The organism is Paraniabella hibiscisoli (assembly GCF_022512515.1).
Lineage (GTDB): Bacteria > Bacteroidota > Bacteroidia > Chitinophagales > Chitinophagaceae > Niabella > Niabella hibiscisoli.
Map to the genome: position 1 here is coordinate 42235 of NZ_JAKWBK010000004.1, position 24098 is coordinate 66332.

Genomic DNA, 24098 nt, shown 5'->3' on the forward strand with positions numbered 1-24098 from the left:
AAAACTGTGAGGCTTTCTAAAAAGAATGGCAGCTACCTACTCTCCCGCATTGTTGTGCAGTACCATCGGCCTTAAGGGGCTTAACTTCTCTGTTCGGTATGGGAAGAGGTGAACACCCTTGGTATAACCACCATAAAAGGTAATTGGTTGATTTGTTTACTTGTTGAACAGGAACCAATCCATATCAACTAATAAACCAGTAAACCAACAATAAGATAACATATTGGAAAAAGAAAAAATTAGAAGAGTACCTAACAAAATAAAATTAAAGCGTACGGGCAATTAGTACTACTCGGCTTTGATGTTACCACCTTTACACCTGTAGCCTATCAACGTAATAGTCTCTTACGGCCCTTAAAAGTAAACTCATCTTGAGATAGGTTTCACGCTTAGATGCTTTCAGCGTTTATCCTGTCCGTACTTAGCTACTCAGCATTGCACCTGGCGGCACAACTGATACACCAGCGGTACGTACGACCCGGTCCTCTCGTACTAAGGTCATGTTCTCTCAATTTACTAACGCCCACCACAGATAGGGACCGAACTGTCTTGCGACGTTCTGAACCCAGTTCACGTGCCACTTTAATCGGCGAACAGCCGAACCCTTGGGACCTTCTCCAGCCCCAGGATGTGACGAACCGACATCGAGGTGCCAAACCTCCCCGTCGATATGAGCTCTTGGGGAGATCAGCCTGTTATCCCCGGAGTACCTTTTATCCTTTGAGCGACGGCCCTTCCATACAGAACCGCCGGATCACTTTAGCCGACTTTCGTCCCTGCTCGGCCTGTTTGCCTCACAGTCAAGCTCCCTTATACTAATGCGCTCTGCGTACGATTACCAACCGTACTGAGGGAACCTTTGCAAGCCTCCGTTACTCTTTAGGAGGCGACCACCCCAGTCAAACTACCCACCATGCACTGTTTCCCGCTAGGGATTAGATCCTAAATCAAAGAAGGTTGGTATTTCAACGACCGCTCCACAATGGCTGGCGCCACCGCTTCATAGCGTCCCAACTATGCTACACATCCGTAATTCAAAATCAATGCAAAGTTATAGTGAAGGTTCACGGGGTCTTTCCGTCCCGTGGCGGGTAACCGGCATCTTCACCGATACTACAATTTCACCGGGCTCGTGGAGGAGACAGCGTTCAACTCATTAGACCATTCGTGCAGGTCGGAACTTACCCGACAAGGAATTTCGCTACCTTAGGACCGTTATAGTTACGGCCGCCGTTTACTGGGGCTTCAGTCAGAAGCTTTGGCTTGCGCCGAACATCCTTCCTTAACCTTCCAGCACCGGGCAGGTATCAGGCTCTATACGTCATCTTTCGATTTTGCAGGGCCCTATGTTTTTGTTAAACAGTTGGTTGAACCATTTTACTGAGACCACCCGAAAGTGGTATGCTTTATCCCGAAGTTACAGCATCAATTTGCCTAGTTCCTTCTCCACGGCTCACCCGAGCGCCTTAGAATACTCATCCCGTCTACCTGTGTCGGTTTGCGGTACCGGCCGCTATGCTCGCTTTTCTTGGAAGAACTTTCACACTTGCGCTTCACCCGAAGGATCCACTCAGCTAATCCGTCAGCCTGTAGTGCTAGCATTCTCCGTCACTTTTAATGCATAGTGGGCGCAGGAATATTAACCTGCTTTCCATCGTCTACCCCTTTCGGGTTTGACTAAGGACCGGGCTAACCCTGATCCGATTAACGTTGATCAGGAACCCTTAGACTTTCGGCGATAAGGTTTTTCACCTTATTTATCGTTACTTATGCCTACATTTTCTTTTCTAACCGCTCCAGCATACGTCGCCGTACACCTTCGATGCAGTCAGAATGCTCCCCTACCGATCATGCGCTTGAGCGCCGATCATAGAGCTTCGGTTCATAGTTTAATACCCGATTATTTTCCGCGCAGAGCCTCTCGACCAGTGAGCTGTTACGCACTCTTTAAATGAATTGCTGCTTCCAAGCAAACATCCTGGCTGTTATTGAAGCTCTACATCGTTTGATTAACTTAACTATGTATTGGGGACCTTAGCTGCTATTCTGGGTTATTTCCCTCTCGGCCACGGACCTTAGCGCCCGCAGCCTCACTCCCGGTAAACATCTGTTAGCATTCGGAGTTTGTCAGGGTTTGGTAGGCGGTGAAGCCCCTAGCCCAATCAGTAGCTCTACCTCTAACAGACTTTATAAACCGAGGCTGTTCCTAAAAACATTTCGGGGAGAACGAGCTATCTCTCAGTTTGATTGGCCTTTCACCCCTATCCACAGGTCATCCCAAGACTTTTCAACGTCAACGGGTTCGGTCCTCCAGTGTGTGTTACCACACCTTCAACCTGCCCATGGATAGATCACAAAGTTTCGCGTCTAGCCCCACTGACTAAGCGCCCTATTCGGACTCGCTTTCGCTACGGCTCCGTTGTTTAAAACTTAACCTCGCCAGTGAGGACTAACTCGTAGGCTCATTATGCAAAAGGCACGCCGTCACACCATAAAGATGCTCCGACCGCTTGTAGGCGTACGGTTTCAGGTACTATTTCACTCCCTTATTTAGGGTGCTTTTCACCTTTCCCTTACGGTACTGGTTCACTATCGGTGTCTGAGGAGTATTTAGCCTTACCAGATGGTGCTGGCAGATTCAAGCAGGATTCCTCCGGTCCCGCCCTACTCAGGATACCACTCGTCCACATCAATTTCTGCTTACGCGGCTTTCACGCCCTATAGCTCAACTTTCCAGATGATTCAGCTTGATGATGCTTTCTAAATGTGGTCCTACAACCCCGGCTCCGCACGCGAAGCCGGTTTAGGCTCTTCCCTGTTCGCTCGCCACTACTTAGGGAATCATTGACTTATTTTCTTTTCCTCCGGGTACTTAGATGTTTCAGTTCTCCGGGTTGGCTCTCTTTCGAGTGATACGTCTTCAACGTAACAGGTTGTCCCATTCGGAAATCCAGGGATATAATACTCGTGTGCAGTTCCCCCTGGCTTATCGCAGCTTACCACGTCCTTCATCGCCTCTCAGACCCAAGGCATCCACCATACGCCCTTAATTGCTTTAAAAAAGTTTATAAAACTTAATTAATATGAGGCCAGTATCTCTACTGGACTTTTTATTTAGTTTGTTGTAGTTGTTACCCGACCACATTTCTTCAGACCAACCAATAAATTGGTGATATTTCAAAAAATGATCGATAAACTATGTTAGGTACTCTCCTAACAATATTTTTTCAATATGTCAAAGAACTTCTATCAATTAGCTAATTTGCTGATGTGCTAATTTGCTAATGATCTAGTTGATAATATGGTTGCGAACCATCAGACCTTAAAACTATTTTTAAGTCACTATCATCTTATATAAAGAACTATTCTGTGAGGCGTAACGCCTTACCTTCTACTTTGTGGAGGATATCGGAGTCGAACCGATGACCCTCTGCGTGCAAGGCAGATGCTCTAGCCAACTGAGCTAACCCCCAGGTTAAGGTTGATTAGTTTATTAGTTAATCAGTTAACAAGCAAATAACTTATCAACCAGTCAACCAGCCAACTAATTACCAGTTTGTAGACCCGACCAGATTTGAACTGGTGACCCCTACATTATCAGTGTAGTGCTCTAACCAGGCTGAGCTACGGATCTGTTTGCTAATGGGCCAATTTGATAATTAGCTAATATGCTAATGATAAATGATAATTATCAGCTGGCTTTAGATTGCCGTACTCAAATTTGGCCATCAGGTCTTATGTAAAGAACTTTTGCTGCAGACCATGGTCCATCGACCATTGACTATAGACTTCAATAATATTGAAAGAAAAGGAAACAACAGCACGGTAAGTGCTTGCTCTAAAAAGGAGGTATTCCAGCCGCACCTTCCGATACGGCTACCTTGTTACGACTTAGCCCCAATTACCAGTTTTACCCTAGGCAGCTCCTTACGGTTACCGACTTTAGGTACACCCGGCTTTCATGGCTTGACGGGCGGTGTGTGCAAGGTCCGGGAACGTATTCACCGTATCATTGCTGATATACGATTACTAGCGATTCCAGCTTCACGTAGTCGAGTTGCAGACTACGATCTGAACTGAGAGAGAAGGTTTTTGAGATTAGCTTCACGTCACCGTGTTGCGACTCTTTGTCCTCCCCATTGTAGCACGTGTGTAGCCCTGGGCATAAAGGCCATGATGACTTGACATCATCCCCTCCTTCCTCACGTCTTACGACGGCAGTTTCACTAGAGTTCCCAGCGTTACCTGATGGCAACTAGTGATGGGGGTTGCGCTCGTTGCGGGACTTAACCCAACACCTCACGGCACGAGCTGACGACAGCCATGCAGCACCTTGCTTTGTGTCTATTGCTAGAAATACCGCTTTCACGGTACGGCACTCGCATTCTAGCCCAGGTAAGGTTCCTCGCGTATCATCGAATTAAACCACATGCTCCACCGCTTGTGCGGACCCCCGCCAATTCCTTTGAGTTTCAACCTTGCGGTCGTACTTCCCAGGTGGGATACTTAATGCTTTCGCTCAGACACACACTGTTTATCGCGTATGTCGAGTATCCATAGTTTAGGGCGTGGACTACCAGGGTATCTAATCCTGTTTGATCCCCACGCTTTCGAGCCTCAGTGTCAATATATGTTTAGCCAGCTGCCTTCGCAATTGGTGTTCTATGTCATATCTAAGCATTTCACCGCTACATGACATATTCCGCTAACCTCAACAATATTCAAGACTAATAGTATCCATGGCAGTTTCCGAGTTAAGCTCAGAGATTTCACCACGGACTTACTAACCCACCTACGCTCCCTTTAAACCCAGTGAATCCGGATAACGCTTGCACCCTCCGTATTACCGCGGCTGCTGGCACGGAGTTAGCCGGTGCTTATTCATATGGTACCGTCAGTCGAGCTAGAAAGCCCTTTTTTCGTCCCATATAAAAGAAGTTTACAATCCAGAGGACCTTCATCCTCCACGCGGCATGGCTGGTTCAGAGTTTCCTCCATTGACCAATATTCCTTACTGCTGCCTCCCGTAGGAGTCGGGCCCGTGTCTCAGTGCCCGTGTGACTGGTCGTGCTCTCACACCAGTTAATGATCGAAGGCTTGGTGGGCCGTTACCCCGCCAACTACCTAATCATACGCACACCCGTCTTCTAGCGTGTTGCCACTATAATAATAATAAGATGCCTCATCATCATGTTACGGGGTATTAATCCAAATTTCTCTGGGCTATCCCCCACTAAAAGGAAGGTTGTGTACGTGTTCCGCACCCGTTTGCCGGTCGCCGGCGGTATTGCTACCCCGCTGCCCCTCGACTTGCATGTATTAAGCCTGCCGCTAGCGTTCATCCTGAGCCAGGATCAAACTCTCCGTTGTAAATGAGTTTGATTGCTGACTATTAAAAATTCTCAAGAAGAAAAATTAACGTGTCAAAAATCGAATGTTATTTGCTTTTTGACTTACCTTTCGTGTTACTCAATTAAGAGTAGTTGATTGTGCTATTGTTTCCAAACTTTCAAAGAACTTACAACCAATTAGCTAATTCGCTGATGTGCTAATATGCTAATGATTAAAGCGATAATTATGGTTATGAACCATCAGACCAAATGTCATTATCAAATATCTAAAGAACTAATTTCTAAACTTTCAGAGCGTAAAATACTATCCCGATCCATCTACATCTGCGGGCTTTACCACTCAAGCGCCTCTAACGCTCCTATCATCTTTTCTGTAACTTTCTGAAGAACTAAACAACTTTCGTAACCGTTGTTTTTAATTGGGATTGCAAAGCTAGTGTTTCAACTTTAATCTGCCAAATTTTTTCGAAACTTTTTTCAAATTTATTTCCAAGAACCAATCTCAAAAACTCACTCAAAAACCTCTCTAAGAACTACCCGATCAATTATTTTCGGACGGCAAAGATAAGGAAAACTTTCAAAACTTAACCAACTTTTTTTAATCTTTTTTCGAAGACCGTAGCTACAACTACACAAGGTGGGAAATAAGCGGAATGCTTAAAATAAGTCATTCATTATTAATTTGTTATTCAGTACCCTAAGGGCTTTTCTAAGAACTTCTTTCCGTCTTTAACTCTCAAACGGGATGCAAATGTAAAAGCTTTATTTTAACTCACCAAATTTATTTTTGATAAATCTTCTCAAACAACTCATTACCAAACATTTACAACACTTTAAGAACTACGCTATTCGCTAACGGGTTGCAAATATAGAACTCTTTACAACACCACAAAACTTTTTACCACTTTTATTTTAAAAAATATCCAAATAACCATAATAAAACATGAACCGCAAGCCATCGTGCGTAAATTACATGTCGCTAAACGCTAATTATCAACTAGTTATATAAAAAAGAATGCTGGATACTGGATATTAGATGCTAGGTGCTAGATAGCAGAAAGGACACACCATCAAGCTCCAAATACCTCATTATGTTGTTCAGCTACCCTAATAAAGGTGGTGCGCTTGGTGAGCTCTTTCAACCGGGCAGCGCCTACATAAGTGCAGGTTGAACGAATACCACCTAGCAGATCTTTTAGCGTATCAGCTACCGGACCACGATATGGGATTTTAACCGTTTTGCCTTCGGAAGCTCTGTAATTAGCTACACCACCAGCATGCTTGTCCATTGCTGTCTTCGAACTCATTCCGTAAAACAGCTTATACTTCTCGTTCTTTTCTTCAATCACTTCTCCCCCACTCTCGTCATGGCCAGCTAGCATGCCTCCCAACATTACAAAATCAGCCCCCGCTCCAAATGCTTTGGCCACATCACCCGGCACTTTACAACCACCATCTGAAATAATCTGTCCGCCCAGGCCATGCGCGGCATCGGCGCATTCAATAATAGCTGATAACTGAGGATATCCTACCCCTGTTTTTACCCTGGTGGTACAAACCGAACCAGGGCCTATACCTACTTTAATGATATCTGCGCCGGCTAGCAGCAACTCCTCTACCATCTCTCCGGTTACCACGTTTCCTGCAATAATTGTTTTATCGGGGTATAATGTGCGCGTTTGCTTTACAAATGCCACAAAATGTTCGGAATAACCATTAGCTACATCAATGCAGATAAAATTAAGTTTAGGATAGCTGCTCAGTAATGTTTTTAGCTTGTCGGCATCGGAAAGACCGGTGCCAGTACTTACCGCTATATACTGATAGGTCTCATCGTCGATACCCTCCAAAAAAGCGCTCCACTGTTCTATAGAATAATGCTTGTGAATAGCTGTGATAATTTTCTCTGCAGAGAGGGCTATTGCCATATCAAAAGTGCCTACAGTGTCCATATTGGCGGCAATAACAGGGACGCCTTTCCAAACCTGTTTTGAATGTAAAAAGTAAAGTCCCTGTTCAACTCAACATCTGCACGGGTTTTTAATGTAGAACGTTTTGGGCGTATCATCACGTCTTTAAATCCCAGTTTAATTTCATACTCAATTCGCATAAAGATCCTTTTTATTAAATAACAGAGAAGATATTCAAATTATCTGATTTAACTGTAACACTATAAAAGCAAATTTTGGGCAAAAAAATAGGCTGCCTCTGATGAGACAGCCTATTTCACAGCTTTTGCTATAATTATTTCTTACCAGCCGCAGCTTCTTCTTGTTTTAATTGTCTTGTCATTACTACAGAAGCAACAGGGATACGAGGAGAGTTCAGGATTTCCATATCCGGAGCTACGATATCCTCGATTCTGATATTTTCATTAATCTCAAGATTGTCGATAGCTACTTCGATTGTTTCAGCCAAATGCTTTGGTAAAGCTTTCACTTTAACCGATTTGATCTTAGAAACAAATCTACCACCAGCTCTTACACCTTTAGAAGTACCTGTGTACTTAAGAGGTACAGTAGCGATAACTTTTTTATCTTCTACCAGCTCTAATAAATCTACGTGAATTAAAGCATCAGTTACTTTATCAAACTGAAGATCTTTCAAAATGCATCTGTAAGTTGCTCCATCCACTTTAACTTCTGCTATCTGGAAGTTAGGTGTATACACTAAAGGCTTAAACGCTGCACTAGACGCACTGAAGTTTACTTCTTTAGCACCCCGTAAATTACAGCAGGCACATTTCCCTGAGAGCGAACCTGGCGGGTGGCTGACTTGCCAAACTCGGTCCTCAGTTGTCCTTCGATTGTAATTGTTTTCATTTGTATGTTGTTTTAATATTTACTAACTGGTTCTTAAATTAGAGTGTACAAATAAACTTGTAATACTCTTATTTTCGAAAGCGTGTTTAATGGCTACTGCGAATAGCTCTGCCACAGAAATAACTTTTATCTTAGGGCTTTCTTTTTCAACGGAATGGTGTTACATACCACCAATTCTTCTAACACACTGCTCTCTATATTTTCATACGCATTACCACTCAACAGAGGGTGCGTAATCATTGCCCCTCACACTCCTGGCTCCTTTCTCCTTAATCAATGCAGCACATTTAGCCAAAGTACCACCGGTATCACAGATATCATCAATTATCACCACATCTCTGCCTTCCACATCACCTATCAATCTCATGCTTGCTATCTCGTTGGCCCGTTTGCGATGCTTGTCGCAAATAACCATATCAGCGTTAAAATAACTCGCAATTTCCCTGATCCTGTTGGTTGCTCCCACGTCAGGGGCCGCAAAGGTAAGGTTTTTTAACTGTAACTGCTCAATATAGGGAATGAACACGGCATGGCTATCCAGGTGATCTACCGGGATATCAAAATATCCCTGTATCTGCGGAGCGTGTAAATCCATAGTCACTATACGGTCTGCTCCGGCTGCTGTGAGCATATTAGCTACCAGCTTACTGCCAATAGCTACCCTTGGGCGGTCCTTCCTGTCTTGCCGGGCATAGCCATAGTAAGGCAAAACTGCTATCACTTTATAGGCAGAGGCCCTTTTGGCGGCATCGATCATGAGCAATAATTCCATTAGATTATCTCCGGGAGAATAGGTGCTCTGAACCAGGAAGATGTAATCGCCCCTTACACTTTCCAGGTAATTGGGAGAAATCTCGCCGTCGGCAAAGCGTTGAATACTAAGCTTTCCGGGGTCACAGCCAAAATGTTTTGCTATTTCTACTGCCAGTGCTTCGGATGCTGTTCCCGAAAATATTTTAGCAGCATGGGGAATCGATTGAGCTTTATGCATTGTGTTCGTGGATGAGCGGCGAAGATATTTTTTTATTCAATTTATGAGGTTGAAAGCCTTTTTTTTTGAGTAGCGGATTTTATGGCGACTCATTTTTATATTAGAACACTGGTTGCCACCTTATTACAAATTAACTATTGTGATTAAAATACAAATTACTCTTTCTTAGAAAGATACACTACTTAAAAATTTCGTATTTTTAGGTTAACTTATGGAACAGAAAAACACCATCAAAGAATGGCCGAAGGATGACCGGCCTCGGGAAAAACTAACAGCCATTGGTGCTAATAACCTGAGCAATTCGGAGCTTTTAGCAATACTTATTCATAATGGCACACCAGAAAGATCTGCATTAACGCTGGCCAAAGACGTACTGAAGCTCGGCAATGACGATCTTAACGAACTGGGCACTATCAGCATCAAACAGTTAACCTCGGTAAAAGGAATTGGGGAAGCCAAAGCCATCACTATAGCAGCCGCAATGGAACTAGGCCGAAGACGACAAATGGGCCGTATGCCCGATAAGCAACGTTTTACTACATCTAAAGAGATGGCGGATTTTCTAAAAGAGCGACTCAAGGATTACCAGCAAGAGGTATTTGCAGTTATTTACCTTAACCGGTCTAATAAAATTATAAGTTTTGATATTATCAGCACCGGTGGGATTACCGGAACAGTGGCCGACCCCAGGGTTATTTTAAAACATGCGCTGGAGAAAAATGCTGTCAGCCTTATTTTAAGCCATAATCACCCTTCCGGAAGCCTGAAGCCAAGTAAAGCTGATGAGTACCTGACCGAAAAAATCAAACAGGCTGCTACTTTTCTTGATATTAAAGTGCTGGATCACGTTATCGTAAGCGACGCCGGGTATTATAGCTTTGCCGACGACGGCTTGCTATAACTAACGGCTAAAAGACATTTTATAGTCTACCTTGATTTTTCCTGAAGAGATATCATTGAGTTTTCTCTTAAGCAACTGCTTTTTCAGGGCTGGTAAATGATCGATAAACAATTTACCTTCGATATGATCGTATTCGTGTAAAATAACCCTTGCGGTAATACCGGTATAGGTATCGGTATGTGTTTGAAAGTTTTCGTCTTCGTATTCAATAGTAACCGATTCGGCGCGTGTCACATCTTCCCTAACTTTAGGTATGCTTAAACACCCCTCGTTATAAGCCCAGGGTTTTCCATTCAGTTCTTTTACATGAGCGTTTATGAATACCTTTTTTGCCCCCTCATCTCCCGGGTACTCCTGCTTTTCTTCTTCGTCTTCCATTGCTTCGAAGATCTGTGCAGAATCTACCACAAATAAACGGATAGATTTATTAATCTGAGGAGCCGCCAAACCTACTCCGTTACTCGCATACATGGTTTCCCACATATTGGAAATCAACTCTTTTAAACCGGGATAATCAGGCCCTATTTCTTCTGCTACTTTTCTTAAAACGGGATTGCCGTAAGCTACTATTGGGAGAATCATGCCGGCAAAGGTACTAAAAACTACACGATCTATGTTGGCTGAAAAATCTTACTTTACTAAAGAATATCAGACAATGAAAGTTGCAACTGGCGTAAAAACAGAAGATTGGAACAGGATTATTAGAACATTAACCAGGGATGGATGGAAAGTAAGGTCAAAATATGCCGGTATTGATGCCGGCATTGACAATGATTTCCTGATATTATCAAAGGGAGCTGAACAGATAAGATTTGGCTGGACTAATTATTTTGAAGGGGAGATCAAATGCTCTGATTCATTGCTGGAATACCTCAGCGAAAAGTTTGGTATAAAATTTATCTATGGCGATGCAGTTGCCCTTATGGACGGCTATTTCGAGCAGAAAGAACCAGCGAAAATCTTCAGCTGGGTTAAAAAACTATTTAAAAAGTAAGTGATTCAACCCCATTTTGCAAGATACTCCTGTAGCATAATGGTGGCGGCAATTTCATCTACCAGGGCTTTATTGCGTCGCTGCATTTTTTTAAGCCCCATTTCCAGCATCGCGTCTTTTGCCATCTTGGAAGTATAACGTTCGTCTACAGTCTCCAGCGGCATTTGCGGAAATTGCTTCTTCAGCTCTTTAATAGCCTTTTGAACTAACGGCGTGGCATGCGTATCCGTATCATCCCAGTTTTTAGGCATCCCGATAATGATCTTTTCTACCGGCTCTTTTGCAAAATAATCTTTTAAAAAAGGGATCAGTTGTTTAGACTCTACAGTGGTAAGCCCGGTAGCAATGATCTTAAACGGGTCTGTTACCGCTATTCCGGTTCGCTTCAAACCATAATCAATACAAAGCAATCTGGCCATTGAATTAAGGATTTATGGTCTGGTAATGATGTACAAATAAATCTATCACCACAAAAGCCGCAAAAACTACCGAAGCAATCCCGTTGGCAGTCATAAACGCCAGGTTTACCCTCCGAAGATCGTTAGGTTTTACAATACTGTGCTGATAGAAAAGCATGCCGGTAAAAACTGCAATACCTCCCCAATACAACCATCCGAAGTTACCGGCAATACCTGCGATAATAACACAGGTAGCACTTAGCACATGTAATAACTCTGAGACACGTAAAGCTTTTTTCTTTCCCAACACAGAGGGAATGGAGTATAAATCATTGTTTTTATCAAATTCTTCATCCTGCAGTGCATAAATAATATCAAAGCCACTTACCCAAAAGATAACGGCAAAAGAAAAAGTACGGGCAACAAATCAAAACGCCCTGTAACCGCAAGGTAGGCCCCTATTGGCGCTAAAGACAGTCCTAAGCCCAATACGAGGTGACATAACGGGGTAAACCGCTTGGTATAACTATAACCCAATACAACTGCCAAAGCAATTGGAGAAAGATAAAAACAAATGGAATTAATGAAATAAGTACACACTATGAACAACACAGAGTTGATGATAGTGAACCATAAAACCCTATCTGCTTTTAATATTCCTGCGGGAATTTCTCTTACAGCAGTTCTGGGGTTTTTAGCGTCAAAACTCCTATCGAGATACCTGTTGAAAGCCATGGCTGCGCTGCGGGCAAAGATCATACATAGAATTACCAGCAAAAAAGGTGCCATTTTTCTTTAAAAAAATGCCAACCGCGTTACCATTTCCAGGTGATTGTAACCACATCACTCCCAAAAAAACCCAATGATCGCGAAGGGCATCGCAAAAATGGTATGCGAAAATTTTATCAGACTTAAATATTTTTTAGCCGTTGACATCTGTTTCTTTTTTATTATTCTGCTGACCAGTTCCCAAAGCACAACACCTGCGGCTGTTGCAATGTTTAATGAATGTTTCATGCCGAGTTGGGGAATCTCGATACAACCATCGCACAAAGCGATAGTTGTTTGTTCTACACCGGTTACCTCGTTGCCGAAAACGATGGCTATTGGCTCATCTGTTGTCCAGATTAAATCATGCAGGTAGGTGCTATTCTCCACCTGCTCTATTGCGTACACCCTGTAATTCCTTTCGCGTAAATCGGCTATTGCATCAGTAGCATTAGCAAAATGACTCCAGCTTACTGAATCTTCGGCACCGAGAGCGGTTTTTTTAATTTCCTTATGAGGTGGTTTGGCCGAATAGCGGTTATGTAAATAGCTTCTACCAAAAAAGCATCACTGGTTCTGAAGACACTCCCTACATTATAGGCGCTTCGTATATTCTCAAGTACTACAATAATGGGAATTTTAGCAGACGCTTTAACCTCGTCTACCGATTTGCGGCCCAGTTCCTCCATACTTAACTTTCGCATCGCGCAAAAGTACTGATGAAAATTGAAATGAAGGAAGGTTTAAACTTAGTCAACACCATTCTTACAATAGTTATATTGATTTTGCACGCCTGATTACGCAAGCTATATAAAGCTCCTAACACCCACTATCAGCGTTTGGTTGGTTAAAAAAATCCGGCTGTGGTTAACAGCCGGACTAAGGATAAGATATGGTTTGGTACTTGTAAAACTATTGTTATCGTCCTGCTCCGAGACCGATATTGTAAGCCAGGCCTACGCCAATAATACCCGTGTTGTATTTCTGGGAGGCATTACCTACATTGATCGTTCCCTTATCGCCGGTAAATACTTTCGAGTAATGAGCAAATATGTTCCAGTTCCGATTATGATAACCTACCTCGGGCTTCAGATAGAAACCACCATCCGGACGCGCTACTGCTGCATTCGTTGCAACTTTCTCGTCACCGGTAACAACCCCATAACCTAAATCAGTTCCAATGTAAATACCCTCCGCTTTAGGATAATATCTTATCAAAGCGGCTACGGGTACTACACCGAAGCTATTGTTATCTAATTTGGTACCGTTTAAATCATTTTCTTTTCCAAAATGATGCTGATATCCTGTGGCTACACCTAGTCCAAAATGAGGTGTTACCAGGTTTTGATAGGCTACATCCAAACCAGCGGCGGCTGCCGAATTATTGGAAGGAACCGATGCTCCTGCCAACGCACCTATTTTGATTGTATTCTTCATGCTTTGTGCGTGTACTGCTGCTGTTGTAAATAATAGAGCCGCTCCCATTAAAATTGCTTTTCCTGTGTTCATCAGTGTACTTTTTAGTTTTCAAATATTGCGTAACAATGGTTATTCATTTTTTCTGAAGAGAATATCATTCTTTCATTGCTACTACAGATTTCGCATATTTAGACAAATGCCGTGCCAATATGGTTGCATTAATGACAAAACAAAAGCCCTTATCGTGCCATACAAGACATCAAAAAATTATTCGAAATCTATCAGTCAATTACTTATTTTTTGCTATGCTGTTTTTATTACAGCATTCCCTATTGCACAATGAAGGCATTTTTTCAAGCTGCAGTATTGCGTTTTCAATTCAACGAACGCTTGTGAGTCATATGCATTCTTATTCAATACACCCAATTGCTGAAAACCTCTTGTTATGGAATTTCCTTCGGCCATTGCCGCTTCCAGCCATTGTAATGCCTTCTCTTTAATGGGTGCGTTATGATGTTTATTGCCATAAGCAAATAGCATGGGCACTACCGTGTTGATGATGATGTTATTAACCATATCCTCTCCTATCGGCTTTTTCAAAAACTTCGGGTCATCAATTAAAGTATAGTGATAACTCCAGAAATCATTGGGCATAACCCGGAACCATTTCCTCACCAGGGCAACGTCGGGTTCTTCGAGAATATGGGAAAAAGATGGGCCGAATTGTGTATCAAAGCAGCCAGCTGGGCCAAACGGATGGTTGGAAAATTGCCCGGTCGCATCCTGAGAAAATGCACCGGGAAAACAACCGGCCTTAGCTTAAATTTTGCCTTTAAAAAAGTATATTCTTTATCCAGCAACAGCACATACTTGTCCTGGTATTTTGACTTACTTAAAAGTCCCGCTTGTCCCAGCAATAAAGCTTCTAATTGTATGAGGTTATTTTTATGCCGTCCTAAGAGTTTTATTGAAATGCTTTTAGCAATGGCTTCAAAAGCTTCAGCGTTGGTTTTTGTTCCGAAGTTTCGTGCCAGCAGCCACCAGAAGCTTTCTTCCCAATGATGTTTATTGCACGATAAATAATCTTCTATCAAAACTGCTTTACGCTGTAATCTCTCCGCCACTAACCGGTCTTTCCAACTGCTTATTGTTAGAGCATCCACTTTATCTATCAGTTGTTCGCAGGCAATAAACCTTTGAGTTAGCATTAAGCTATTATAACGATTGATAAGAATACCAGGTATGAGCCCTGAGAGTTCCAGCAGAGGTAACTCATTGCCAGTTATATCGTTTTCGTAAACTACATGTAGAATAACATTTTTATAGTTGTCATCCTGGCTGTGACCGTGCTTTAACCAATCGGAAGTTTTGATATGCAGTTCCACAGTTCCAACCCACAAGGTACTGCCTATCTTAATTCTCGCATTACTAAAGTCAGGTCCCTGGTTGGTATTAAGTGTTCCCGGGTGAATGATCTCTACGGGGTCGCCCTGTACTGTAAACAGGTTTCGTTTATTGAAGTACTGAAATCTCCATATAAACTGCAGCAGGTTTTCGTTCATAGGTATCTTTTATAGGTGAGTGTTCTCCCTATAAAGATATTAAATTTTGGCCAATGCCTGAACAACCCTGTTAACGGGCAGTCCCATTACATTGTAGAAATCTCCTTTTATCGATTGTATACCTACTACACCTATCCATTCCTGGATGGCGTAGGCACCCGCTTTATCGTAAGGCTGATACTTCTCCACATAAAAAGTATCTGTTCAGTTGTCAGTGGATTAAATACCACTTCCGTTACGTCGGCAAAAAGTACTTGTTTGGCTCCTTTTAGCATAGCAACGCCGGTTATAACCTCATGTGTAGTTCCCTGCAATTGAGTTAATGTATCGATCGCCTCTTGTTTACCTGCCGGTTTGCCTATTATTTTTTCGTTTAAGACCACAACAGTATCTGCAGCCACTATTATCCTGTCGTCACCGATTTGCTCCTGTACCGCATTTGCTTTTTCAATGCGATGTGTATTGCAGCATCCGTACTCTTCAAACCCACAGGAAAAGTTTCATCTACCGGCTTTACTATTATTTCGAAGGGAATTTCGGCCCACTCCAGCAATTGTTTTCTTCTGGGTGATGAAGATGCCAGTATAATTGTATCGGTCATAAAAATTATAAATAAATATAAAAAAGCAACATCGATAAGATGCCGGTAAGCATCACCATTTTCGTATGACTGCTTAACTGATGATAGTCTGACGTTGATTGGGCCTTAATCAATTTCGTAAAAATAAATAACAGTGGTACAACAATAGCAACAAAGCAGTAAACTACTGCCCACCACCACCTGAACTGCAATACATAAAACTGTATCACCAGCAGCATAATGATCAAAATAGTTAACCACACCGTAACATATACTTTGGTCGCATTAATACCCCAAACGATGGGCATGGTTTTACATCCAAATTTCTGATCCCCGGCATATCTTCTATGTCTTTAATTGCTTCCCTAATCAGGGAAATAATAAAAGCAAATCCTGCGTATAAAATCACAAACCTGAACAACCGTATCTGACCGGGATCATTGTGATTAAACGCATGCTGAAGAGAATATTTGGAAAGAAAGATAATGATGATGGTCCAGGCAGTTAGTAAGGATACAATAATATTACCTATTAAAAGATCCTTTTTAAACCGTGCGGAGTAAAACCACAGTAAAACCACACAAACAAGGTTGGCCACAACCAGGTACCATCGGGCAAACACATTTACAGCCAGCGCAGTACAGATAATACCGGCAGCGCTTAAACCCAGGTGCCAGGCCAGCGCCCATCGACGACTGAGCTTCCTGTCTAATATCATTTTATCAGGCTTGTTTACCAGGTCAATATTGATATCAAAATAATCATTGATAATATACCCGGCTGCCGCAATAAAAACAGAAGCCGCTACTAGTAGAACAAACTGAAAAGTGTTATGCTCGGGAATACTTCCTGCATAAATGGGCCGGTAAATACAAAACTCAAACACTACCTGTGTCAAAATAATGAACACCAGGTTAGGCCATCGTATGAGTTTAAAAAATGGCTTTATAAGCGCCATAGATATTTATTAATTACCGGCAAGTTACCGCAGCATCTTAGGTTGAAGCAACCGACGATGCGGCGTCCCAATGCCCGTTTATTTTTAAAACCTTTTCAATAACATCCCGCACACAACCATCTCCCCCATTTTTTGAAGAAATATATTGAGCTACGGCTTTAATATCTGTAACCGCATCTGCCGGGCAACAACCCAGTCCTACTTTATCAAACACCGGCAAATCGGGCATATCATCTCCCATAAACAAACAACAGGATAAATCGAAGCCATGGTGAGCAGCCAAATCTGCTACAAATGTTCCTTTATCTTTTACGCTAAAGAAAACATCCCGAATACCCAGGTAATTCATTCTTTTTTCGACAGCGCTGCGGGAAGAGCCGCTTACAATAAAAATCTTATAGCCTTTTTTATTGCCAATTGCAATGCATAGCCATCCTTTACGTTCATAGTACGTGCCATTTCTCCACTTTCCAACACCAGTACTCTTCCATCCGTCAATACACCATCTACGTCAAAAATAAAAGTAGTAACCTGCTTAAAACTGCTCAAAATATTCATGCACATTTTTTGTTTACTTCCGGCCAGAGACTTTTTAATAACCAATACTTTGTTGATTTACTACGAAGTATATTGGGTTTCGCGCATGCAAATGTAGGCGAATGACCAATGCCAAACATTAATCTAACGGGGTTAACGGACGGCCTAAAATGCTCCCGGTTAAAAATTCATACAATTTTAGTAGCTGTGGATGCTTATCCAACAAGGCCCTGTGTTTGTCAATTGTTTCCATATCTCCTCTAGCTGCAGGCCCTGTTTGCAGGCTGGAAGGAGCCGCATCATGGAGCCTATAGAAGGTATTATCAATCAAGGGCAGCAGCTCTGTAAATTCAATTCCTTCCTTTTTGCAATAGGCTTCGGTCAGAGAAAATAGATGATTGGTAAAATTATTTACCAATACGGCGCCAATATGGAGCTTGGTGCGTTTATCAAAATCGGCACTATAACATGCTTCTTTATACACCGACCGGGCCAGCTTATTTAAGACATTGTTGGTTTGCTCATTAACGCCCTCAATATATATAGGTATCTCCGGTATTTGCTCCTGCTCCTTGCGTAAACTCTGCAGCGGATAAAAAACACCATAATTCTCTGTAACCTCTTTCAGCACATCCATTTTAACGGCGGCAGCCGTATGTGCCACAACCTTTCCCGGCAATCTCAGATCATTGGCAACACCTTCTATTGCACCATCAGCAACCGCTACAATGTATACATCGGCCTCTTTATTGATAAGGCTCGAATAATTGGCAGACTCGGTATTCCACTCGTACGCTAATTCTGATGCGGCACTTGCATTCCTGCTCAATATCTGTAAAATATGATGACCGGCTGCCACGAATTTCCTCCCCAATACGGCTGCTACGTTACCCGACCCAATGATTACAATGTTCATAACATAAAGATACCACTTAGAAAGACAAAACTTTCTCATTTACAATAGCGTTTAGGTTATTGAGAAATAGTTAACTATTCAGCTGTAGGGCGATATGTTTTGACTTGTATCAATTTAACGCCGCCATTTGCAAGGGGAAGCACTAACTGTTAACTTCGTAGCGGCATGAGTGTACAAAGTATTATCATTAAGATCTTTCGTGGAAGATTACAATTACTCGCAACCCTCTCTAAAAAAAGAGCAGGCAATGAGGCTTTTCGTATTTTTTGCACGCCCTACTTTCGTATGGCTTATAAAGAAAGTGAGGTTAAAGGTTCCGAACGATTGTCTTTTAAATTTGGTTCCGCAAATACAATTGGTTACCGCTGGAACAGGGGCGACCGTAAAAAGCTGCTTATTGTACATGGTTTTCGATCTGCTTCTGCTAATTTCCTTCATTTTACAGCTCCACTCATACAAAAGGGCTATGAAATTGTGGCTTTTGATGCGCCAGCACACGGGTTAAGTGAGGGAAAAAGGCTTAATGCTATAGAATATAAGGATTTTATTACTGCCCTGCACGACCACTACGGCCCTTTTGGTGCCTTTCTAGCTCACTCTTTTGGAGGATTGGCTGTGAGTATGAACCTGGCCGAGCTCAGCGAAAATACCAATATCAAAACCGTATTGGTTGCCCCGGCAGCGAACTCCAGGCAGCTCATCGAGTTCTTTTTAAAGAAATGCGTATCAGGGATGAGGAGGTACGTAACCACTTTTACGCCAATATTCATCGCCTCAGCGGTAAAGATATTGAATGGTTCTCCCTTGCAAGGTGTGTTAATGCTATCAATGGTCCTGTTCTCTGGATACACGATACAGGTGATACTGTTACTCCTGTAGATGATGCTTTAGCAATTCAGCAAACACAGCCGGCGAATTTTCAGTTTTTATTCACTTCCGACCTTGGTCATCGCCGTATTTACCGAGACAAGGAGTCAATTTCAGCCATTATTAACTTTTTGTAAAAAAGGGCGAAAACCTGTATATATTTATAAATAAACGGGCATTTATAAAAAATGTACTAATCTTGTTCCCAAAAAACCGGCTGAAATACGTTTATTTTACCCCGGATACAGTAGTTGCCAGTTGGGGCGAAGGGTAGAATATCCGGCGTGTAAGCGGTTGTGTCCAAAAACTATAATTAAGAGAATTTAATAAATGGCTAAGAATTTACTGATAGTGGAGAGCCCTGCAAAGGCCAAAACAATAGAAAAGTTCCTCGGTAAGGATTTTCAGGTAAAAAGTTGCTTTGGACATATACGCGATCTGGAGAAGGCCGGAATGGGCATTGATATAGAACACCAGTTTAAACCCAGGTATGTAGTTAGTGATGGGAAAGAAAAAGTGGTGCGCGAACTGAAATCACTGGCCGGAAAAAGCGAAGAAGTTTGGCTGGCTACGGATGAGGACCGTGAGGGAGAAGCGATAAGCTGGCATCTTTGTGAAGTTTTAGGCCTTAATCCTGAAACGACTAAAAGAATTGTTTTTCATGAGATCACTAAACCTGCTATAAGGGCTGCGGTTGAAACACCACGTAAACTAGACATGAACCTGGTAAATGCACAACAGGCACGCCGGGTATTAGATCGTATTGTGGGATTTGAGTTAAGCCCTGTACTATGGCGTAAAATAAGCGTAAAAAACAATTTGAGTGCAGGGCGTGTGCAAAGTGTTGCAGTTAGGCTGATTGCTGAGCGGGAAAGAGAAATTAATGCTTTTGAAACACAGAGCAGCTTTAAACTGGAAGCCGTTTTTTCTTCGACAGATACCGGCGGCAGGCAAATTAATTTCAAAGCAGAAGGTAAAAGATATAATGATAGCCAAAGTGCCGAGCAGTTTTTACAGTCATGTATCGGCGCCAACTATACGGTGAGCGACATACAGGTAAAACCTGGCAAACGCACGCCGGCAGCACCTTTCACCACTTCTACCCTTCAGCAGGAAGCGAGCAGAAAGCTGGGTTACAGTGTTAGTAAAACAATGCTGGTGGCGCAACAGTTGTATGAAAATGGCCATATCACTTACATGCGTACAGATAGCGTTAATTTAAGTGACACTGCACTGGGTGATATTACCAATACCGTAAAGGGAATGTATGGTGAGAACTACCACCAGTTTCGCCGCTATAAAAACAAGAACCAGAGCGCACAGGAAGCGCACGAAGCTATTCGTCCCACTTACATGAACAATACGACCGTTGAAAACCCTGAATGGAAAAGGTTGTATGAGCTGATATGGAAAAGAACGATGGCGAGCCAGATGGCAGATGCTCAATTGGAAAAAACAGTAGCGTCTATAGATATTTCCACCAATAAAGAACAACTTACCGCCTCAGGAGAGGTAATTAAATTCGAAGGCTTTTTAAAGGTTTATCGTGAGGATAAAGACGAAGAAGATATCAACGAAGATGAATCTAATGAGGGCATGTTACCTCCTTTACAGGTAAAACAAAATCTGCCATTGGTGCAGATGACGGCCACTGAAAGATTCACCAGAGCTTCTCCAAGATATACAGAGGCTTCGCTGGTAAAAAACTGGAAGAACTGGGCATTGGAAGACCATCTACCTATGCTCCAACGATTTCCACCATTGTTAAAAGAGAATACGTAGAAAAAAGAGATAAAGAAGGGATTTCGCGTAACTATAGGTTGCTCACCTTAAAAAATGAGCAAATTGCTAAAGCCACGCTTACAGAGAATACCGGAGCTGAAAAGGCCAAGCTGTTCCCTACCGATCTTGGTTTGGTGGTGACAGACTTTTTAAAGCAATACTTTGATGATATTATGGATTATGGGTTCACTGCCCGTATTGAGAATGAGTTTGATGATGTAGCAGGAGGTAAATTGCAGTGGAACAAAATGATCGATGATTTCTACAGTCCTTTTAAAGAAGATGTAGATAAAACTATTGAAACAGCTGAGCGGATTAAAGGCGAGAGAGAGCTCGGCGCTGATCCGCAAAGCGGCAAGCCCGTTATAGCCCGTATGGGCAGGTTTGGTCCTATGGTACAGATCGGAAGTGCAGAAGAAGAAGAAACGCCTCGTTTTGCATCACTGCAAAAAGGCCAGAGCATAGAAACTATTACACTTGCAGAAGCATTAGACCTGTTTAAATTGCCGGCTGTACTGGGTGAATATGAAGGGAAGGAAGTTTCTGTTAACATTGGCCGGTTTGGTCCTTATGTAAAACTCGGGGAAGACTTTATATCCATTCCCAAAGGCGAAGATCCTTTTAGTGTAAACCTGGACAGGGCTATCGCCCTGATCAAAGAGAAACAGCAGGCGGATGCACCTATCGCAGAGTTTGAAGGAAAACCTGTAACAAAGGGTAAAGGGAGATTTGGACCATTTATTAAATGGAACGATATGTTCATTAATGTACCCCGCCGATATAATTTCGATCATCTTTCGGCACAGGACATTAACGAGTTGATAGAAACGAAAGTGGAAAAAGAAGCCAATCGTTTTATTCAGCAATGGCCCGAAGAAAAAATTGCACTGGAAAATGGCAGATGGGGGCCTTTTATCCGGTTTGGCAAAAAAATGATCAAGTTGGGAAGAAAAGAAGACGGAGAAAAGTACTCTGCTGACGAACTTAGCAATGTTTCTCTGGAGGACGTTAAAAAAATGATCATTGCGGAAGAGCCCGGAGCTTTTGATAAGCCCCTTAAGCCTGCCCGTTCCGCAGGCGGGAAAGCAGCAGCAAAGAAAAAGTCTGCCGGGACGACTGCTAAGAAAAGAGCAGCTCCTAAAAAGAAGTAAACACTCCGTAGCAGACCGCTATAATATCAATAGTACCACGCGTTGTTATGTATCTTTACAAGGTATAGAACAACGCGTTTTGCTTTTATTTCAAACATAAACCACAACAAAATGAAACAGTTATTTTTCGTAGCGACACTGGTAACGCTTTTCAGCTTTACCATCAAAGACCCTATTTCCGGCAAAGACAGGAAAGATTTGCTTGCTTATAGAAAGACTGCCGAAACGACCTTATTAAACTCCGTTAAGGGCCTTACTGAAAAGCAGCTTAACTGGAAGGCTAATGATTCAAGCTGGAGTATTGCTAATTGTATTGAGCATATAACACTAACAGAAAATTCCATCTACGACTGGGCCATGGGCACTTTAAAAGAAACTGCTGACCCGGCGAAAAGAGCGGAGGTAAAAAATACGGATGACCAGATTAAGGCCATGATTGAGAGCCGCGACCATAAAGCCAAGGCGCCCGAACCATTAAAACCAATGGGCAAGCTGGGTAATACAGAAAAGGCACTGCACACATTCAAACAGCAAAGCGCCCGCCTTGATGAGTATATACAATCTACCAAAGATGATTTAAGAAATCATTTTGCTCAAACACCGGTAGGTACAGTAGACGCCTACCAACTTTTGTTATTTTTGACCGCGCATACCAGGCGCCATACCGCACAGATCTTAGCTATAAAAGCGGATGCTGCTTTTCCTAAATAAGACCGTCACAAAAATTACATATAAGAAGATGCCATCCTTAATCGGGATGGCATCTTCTTTATCCGTACTTATTCAAAAATTATTGCGCCAACAATACCTGGTCGATGCGCTGAATAACACCATTGATCTGGTTAATATCATTAGTAACACCAGGTGCAGCACTTAAAACAACCTTAGCTGCAGTAGTATTACCTATGCCTTTTATGGTAAAAGTAGTAGCATTGGTCATTTGAAAAGTCAAGCCTGGATGCGTTGGCAAAAATGCATTTACTAATGTAGGAAGATTGGTGGCCTGTGTTGGAAAATTTACCGTAAAGTTCCTATAGCCTATTGTGGGTATTTCCGGAGTAGTGTCTGTTTTAGCCTGACCGGGCTTTCCTACTATATGATACGCCACCACTCCCTGTAAAAGTGCGGCGTTATTTCCTGGGCCAATAAAGCCCCGTAAAACGGTATGGATGACGGATCTGAGATAATGGTAACACCGTAGGTAGTTACCAGTCCCTGGGCAAATAGCAATGCTTCAGCCTGGGGCAAACCCTGACTGTTCATGGCCGCACGGGCTATCAGTTGTACCAGCGTTTGCTCAAAAGCTGTATTGGTGGGTACCAACACCGTAAAATTAGCATTAGCTGTGCTTAACGCTTTTTGAAACAGACCCTCGGGATTTACGCCTCCGTCGGCACGAATTATGGCAGCCTTAAAATAAGTGTAGGTACCTCCTGCATCGGCAGCTATTGTTTGCCATAACACTTTATCGGGTGGCAACAGGGCGGCATACACTTTATGCATGACGCCATTGGCTGTTGCAATATCAGCCTGCGTTATAGGTATATTATTGGCGAAACCTGAAGTACCCTGTTTACCCAAAAAGATCGGCATCCGGTAGCCGGGCGGCAATGCAGCAGAAGGTGGAGCCAGCACTAACGCGCTTTGCAAATACATATTGAATGCGGGAGTAACCGGATTAACTCGGTTGATGGTTAGTTGCGATCCGCCGATAATATGGTATTTCAACATTGAATCTAACTGCCCTGCTCTGAAGACGTTCAATGATGAAGCATCTGCAGGTAGGCCCAATGCAGCAAACGATCGCAAAATTGCTGTATTATCAGGTGCGAAGAAGGTCATTTCACCAGATGGATTGCCAAGGATATCCGACAGTTTTCCCGTTGTACTGGTAAACGTACTGGCTTTTTCTACCGCAGTTTTTAAAATAGAATAGTCTGATGCGTTCAGTTTCTGCAAGATCGTTTCTGTATCTGCCGGCGGCACGGGCTCTACTGGTTCTGCCTCTGGTAATTCTTTATTACAGGCTTGCAGGAAAAATAAGGCGGCCAGCAGCTTGAGGGTACTCTTTTTGAATATTTTATTGATAACAGTCATATCT

24 protein-coding genes, 2 tRNA genes, 3 rRNA genes and 3 pseudogenes are annotated in these 24098 nt (G+C 42.7%); 6 read left to right on the forward strand and 26 right to left on the reverse strand.

Going from position 1 to position 24098, the window contains the following annotated elements; genetic code table 11:
- Positions 1-23: 23 nt before the first annotated feature.
- The 11 genes from rrf to MKP07_RS35895 all read right to left on the reverse strand — a co-directional run bounded on the left by rrf (position 24) and on the right by MKP07_RS35895 (position 9164).
- Positions 24-135: ribosomal RNA gene (gene rrf / locus MKP07_RS35850) — 5S ribosomal RNA — on the reverse strand.
- A gap of 127 nt (positions 136-262) precedes the next feature.
- A 23S ribosomal RNA gene (locus MKP07_RS35855) occupies positions 263-3060 on the reverse strand.
- A 339-nt stretch (positions 3061-3399) separates the two neighbouring features.
- Positions 3400-3472: transfer RNA gene (locus MKP07_RS35860), tRNA-Ala, on the reverse strand.
- A gap of 87 nt (positions 3473-3559) precedes the next feature.
- Positions 3560-3634: transfer RNA gene (locus MKP07_RS35865), tRNA-Ile, on the reverse strand.
- A 208-nt stretch (positions 3635-3842) separates the two neighbouring features.
- Positions 3843-5370 (reverse strand): 16S ribosomal RNA (locus tag MKP07_RS35870).
- The 16S, 23S and 5S rRNA genes sit together here with 2 tRNA genes alongside, the layout of an rRNA operon.
- Positions 5371-6421: 1051 nt before the next feature.
- Complete coding sequence (locus MKP07_RS35875) at positions 6422-7315, reverse strand: GMP reductase (protein ID WP_317236263.1); 894 nt, start codon at positions 7313-7315, stop codon at positions 6422-6424.
- A complete protein-coding gene (locus MKP07_RS41800; RefSeq protein WP_240852830.1) occupies positions 7291-7461 on the reverse strand; it encodes a hypothetical protein in 171 nt (56 codons plus the stop codon). The genes MKP07_RS35875 and MKP07_RS41800 overlap by 25 nt, the downstream gene beginning before the upstream one ends.
- Before the next feature lie 134 nt (positions 7462-7595).
- Entirely contained in the window at positions 7596-8021 is a 426-nt protein-coding gene (locus tag MKP07_RS35885) for a 50S ribosomal protein L25 (protein WP_240852831.1), read from the reverse strand.
- 35 nt (positions 8022-8056) lie between these two features.
- Complete coding sequence (locus MKP07_RS35890; protein ID WP_240852832.1) at positions 8057-8173, reverse strand: hypothetical protein; 117 nt, start codon at positions 8171-8173, stop codon at positions 8057-8059.
- Positions 8174-8299: 126 nt separating this feature from the next.
- The gene (locus MKP07_RS43415) at positions 8300-8413 is read right to left on the reverse strand and encodes a hypothetical protein (RefSeq protein ID WP_394803767.1); all 114 of its coding nucleotides are present in this window, start codon (positions 8411-8413) and stop codon (positions 8300-8302) included.
- Positions 8385-9164, reverse strand: coding sequence for a ribose-phosphate pyrophosphokinase (locus tag MKP07_RS35895; RefSeq protein WP_240852833.1), 780 nt, complete (start codon positions 9162-9164; stop codon positions 8385-8387). The genes MKP07_RS43415 and MKP07_RS35895 overlap by 29 nt, the downstream gene beginning before the upstream one ends.
- Positions 9165-9375: 211 nt before the next feature.
- Between MKP07_RS35895 and radC the strand changes: the two genes are divergently transcribed.
- Positions 9376-10065: a RadC family protein gene (gene radC / locus MKP07_RS35900; protein WP_240852834.1), complete on the forward strand. Its 690-nt coding sequence runs from the start codon at positions 9376-9378 to the stop codon at positions 10063-10065.
- Here the strand turns inward: radC and def are convergent, their stop codons facing one another.
- Complete coding sequence (gene def / locus MKP07_RS35905) at positions 10066-10647, reverse strand: peptide deformylase (protein ID WP_240852835.1); 582 nt, start codon at positions 10645-10647, stop codon at positions 10066-10068.
- Between the two features lie 73 nt (positions 10648-10720).
- Here def and MKP07_RS35910 point away from each other — a divergent pair, with 73 nt between their 5' ends.
- On the forward strand, positions 10721-11059 hold the full coding sequence (locus MKP07_RS35910) for a hypothetical protein (RefSeq protein WP_240852836.1): 339 nt from the start codon (positions 10721-10723) through the stop codon (positions 11057-11059).
- Between the two features lie 5 nt (positions 11060-11064).
- On the opposite strand, the gene ruvX is transcribed toward MKP07_RS35910, so the two are convergent.
- From ruvX to MKP07_RS35985, 12 genes and pseudogenes are all read right to left on the reverse strand, one after another.
- The gene (gene ruvX / locus MKP07_RS35915; RefSeq protein WP_240852837.1) at positions 11065-11478 is read right to left on the reverse strand and encodes a Holliday junction resolvase RuvX; all 414 of its coding nucleotides are present in this window, start codon (positions 11476-11478) and stop codon (positions 11065-11067) included.
- 4 nt (positions 11479-11482) lie between these two features.
- A pseudogene (locus MKP07_RS43420) lies at positions 11483-12246 on the reverse strand (UbiA-like polyprenyltransferase).
- Positions 12247-12300: 54 nt separating this feature from the next.
- Positions 12301-12732: a TrmH family RNA methyltransferase gene (locus tag MKP07_RS35930; protein ID WP_240852952.1), complete on the reverse strand. Its 432-nt coding sequence runs from the start codon at positions 12730-12732 to the stop codon at positions 12301-12303.
- Entirely contained in the window at positions 12696-12929 is a 234-nt protein-coding gene (locus MKP07_RS35935; RefSeq protein WP_240852839.1) for an RNA methyltransferase, read from the reverse strand. The genes MKP07_RS35930 and MKP07_RS35935 overlap by 37 nt, the downstream gene beginning before the upstream one ends.
- 214 nt (positions 12930-13143) lie before the next feature.
- On the reverse strand, positions 13144-13734 hold the full coding sequence (locus MKP07_RS35940) for a hypothetical protein (protein WP_240852840.1): 591 nt from the start codon (positions 13732-13734) through the stop codon (positions 13144-13146).
- Between the two features lie 213 nt (positions 13735-13947).
- Positions 13948-15206 (reverse strand): annotated as a pseudogene (locus MKP07_RS35950) (DUF2851 family protein).
- A gap of 39 nt (positions 15207-15245) precedes the next feature.
- Positions 15246-15807 (reverse strand): annotated as a pseudogene (locus tag MKP07_RS43425) (Maf family nucleotide pyrophosphatase).
- Between the two features lie 5 nt (positions 15808-15812).
- On the reverse strand, positions 15813-16049 hold the full coding sequence (locus MKP07_RS35965; protein WP_240852844.1) for a UbiA prenyltransferase family protein: 237 nt from the start codon (positions 16047-16049) through the stop codon (positions 15813-15815).
- A complete protein-coding gene (locus MKP07_RS35970) occupies positions 16040-16744 on the reverse strand; it encodes a geranylgeranylglycerol-phosphate geranylgeranyltransferase (protein ID WP_240852845.1) in 705 nt (234 codons plus the stop codon). Before MKP07_RS35970 ends, MKP07_RS35965 begins: the two co-directional genes overlap by 10 nt.
- 37 nt (positions 16745-16781) lie before the next feature.
- Positions 16782-17093, reverse strand: a complete 312-nt coding sequence (locus tag MKP07_RS35975; RefSeq protein WP_240852846.1) for a KdsC family phosphatase — start codon at positions 17091-17093, stop codon at positions 16782-16784.
- 32 nt (positions 17094-17125) lie between these two features.
- A complete protein-coding gene (locus MKP07_RS35980) occupies positions 17126-17293 on the reverse strand; it encodes a hypothetical protein (RefSeq protein WP_240852847.1) in 168 nt (55 codons plus the stop codon).
- A 127-nt stretch (positions 17294-17420) separates the two neighbouring features.
- Positions 17421-18197 carry a Rossmann-like and DUF2520 domain-containing protein gene (locus MKP07_RS35985; protein ID WP_240852848.1) on the reverse strand — a complete coding sequence of 259 codons (777 nt, stop codon included), beginning with the start codon at positions 18195-18197 and terminating at the stop codon, positions 17421-17423.
- 165 nt (positions 18198-18362) lie between these two features.
- On the opposite strand from MKP07_RS35985, the gene MKP07_RS35990 reads away from it, so the two are divergent.
- The 4 genes from MKP07_RS35990 to MKP07_RS36005 all read left to right on the forward strand — a co-directional run bounded on the left by MKP07_RS35990 (position 18363) and on the right by MKP07_RS36005 (position 22708).
- Positions 18363-19076: an alpha/beta hydrolase gene (locus MKP07_RS35990; RefSeq protein ID WP_240852849.1), complete on the forward strand. Its 714-nt coding sequence runs from the start codon at positions 18363-18365 to the stop codon at positions 19074-19076.
- 318 nt (positions 19077-19394) lie between these two features.
- Positions 19395-20846: a type I DNA topoisomerase gene (gene topA, locus MKP07_RS35995; protein ID WP_240852850.1), complete on the forward strand. Its 1452-nt coding sequence runs from the start codon at positions 19395-19397 to the stop codon at positions 20844-20846.
- A 38-nt stretch (positions 20847-20884) separates the two neighbouring features.
- On the forward strand, positions 20885-21997 hold the full coding sequence (locus tag MKP07_RS36000) for a topoisomerase C-terminal repeat-containing protein (RefSeq protein ID WP_240852851.1): 1113 nt from the start codon (positions 20885-20887) through the stop codon (positions 21995-21997).
- A 111-nt stretch (positions 21998-22108) separates the two neighbouring features.
- Entirely contained in the window at positions 22109-22708 is a 600-nt protein-coding gene (locus MKP07_RS36005) for a DinB family protein (protein WP_240852852.1), read from the forward strand.
- A 79-nt stretch (positions 22709-22787) separates the two neighbouring features.
- On the opposite strand, the gene MKP07_RS36010 is transcribed toward MKP07_RS36005, so the two are convergent.
- Both MKP07_RS36010 and MKP07_RS36015 read right to left on the reverse strand, forming a co-directional pair.
- Positions 22788-23105 (reverse strand): hypothetical protein, encoded by a 318-nt coding sequence (locus MKP07_RS36010; protein ID WP_240852853.1) that lies wholly within the window; start codon positions 23103-23105, stop codon positions 22788-22790.
- Positions 23090-24094: a fasciclin domain-containing protein gene (locus tag MKP07_RS36015; protein WP_240852854.1), complete on the reverse strand. Its 1005-nt coding sequence runs from the start codon at positions 24092-24094 to the stop codon at positions 23090-23092. Before MKP07_RS36015 ends, MKP07_RS36010 begins: the two co-directional genes overlap by 16 nt.
- Positions 24095-24098 lie beyond the last annotated feature (4 nt).

What these genes read in the sequence shown, in the direction of transcription:
- MKP07_RS43415 (WP_394803767.1), bottom strand. Translation starts at nt 8,413, where the DNA reads ATGATTACGCACCCTCTGTTGAGTGGTAATGCGTATGAAAATATAGAG.
- MKP07_RS35970 (WP_240852845.1), bottom strand. Translation starts at nt 16,744, where the DNA reads ATGGCGCTTATAAAGCCATTTTTTAAACTCATACGATGGCCTAACCTG.
- def (WP_240852835.1), bottom strand. Translation starts at nt 10,647, where the DNA reads ATGATTCTCCCAATAGTAGCTTACGGCAATCCCGTTTTAAGAAAAGTA.
- MKP07_RS35940 (WP_240852840.1), bottom strand. Translation starts at nt 13,734, where the DNA reads ATGAACACAGGAAAAGCAATTTTAATGGGAGCGGCTCTATTATTTACA.
- MKP07_RS35890 (WP_240852832.1), bottom strand. Translation starts at nt 8,173, where the DNA reads ATGAAAACAATTACAATCGAAGGACAACTGAGGACCGAGTTTGGCAAG.
- radC (WP_240852834.1), top strand. Translation starts at nt 9,376, where the DNA reads ATGGAACAGAAAAACACCATCAAAGAATGGCCGAAGGATGACCGGCCT.
- MKP07_RS35935 (WP_240852839.1), bottom strand. Translation starts at nt 12,929, where the DNA reads ATGCGAAAGTTAAGTATGGAGGAACTGGGCCGCAAATCGGTAGACGAG.
- topA (WP_240852850.1), top strand. Translation starts at nt 19,395, where the DNA reads ATGGCTAAGAATTTACTGATAGTGGAGAGCCCTGCAAAGGCCAAAACA.
- MKP07_RS36005 (WP_240852852.1), top strand. Translation starts at nt 22,109, where the DNA reads ATGAAACAGTTATTTTTCGTAGCGACACTGGTAACGCTTTTCAGCTTT.
- MKP07_RS41800 (WP_240852830.1), bottom strand. Translation starts at nt 7,461, where the DNA reads ATGCGAATTGAGTATGAAATTAAACTGGGATTTAAAGACGTGATGATA.
- MKP07_RS35985 (WP_240852848.1), bottom strand. Translation starts at nt 18,197, where the DNA reads ATGAACATTGTAATCATTGGGTCGGGTAACGTAGCAGCCGTATTGGGG.
- MKP07_RS35975 (WP_240852846.1), bottom strand. Translation starts at nt 17,093, where the DNA reads ATGAATTACCTGGGTATTCGGGATGTTTTCTTTAGCGTAAAAGATAAA.
- MKP07_RS35990 (WP_240852849.1), top strand. Translation starts at nt 18,363, where the DNA reads ATGAGTGTACAAAGTATTATCATTAAGATCTTTCGTGGAAGATTACAA.
- MKP07_RS35910 (WP_240852836.1), top strand. Translation starts at nt 10,721, where the DNA reads ATGAAAGTTGCAACTGGCGTAAAAACAGAAGATTGGAACAGGATTATT.
- MKP07_RS35895 (WP_240852833.1), bottom strand. Translation starts at nt 9,164, where the DNA reads ATGCATAAAGCTCAATCGATTCCCCATGCTGCTAAAATATTTTCGGGA.
- MKP07_RS36015 (WP_240852854.1), bottom strand. Translation starts at nt 24,094, where the DNA reads ATGACTGTTATCAATAAAATATTCAAAAAGAGTACCCTCAAGCTGCTG.
- ruvX (WP_240852837.1), bottom strand. Translation starts at nt 11,478, where the DNA reads ATGGCCAGATTGCTTTGTATTGATTATGGTTTGAAGCGAACCGGAATA.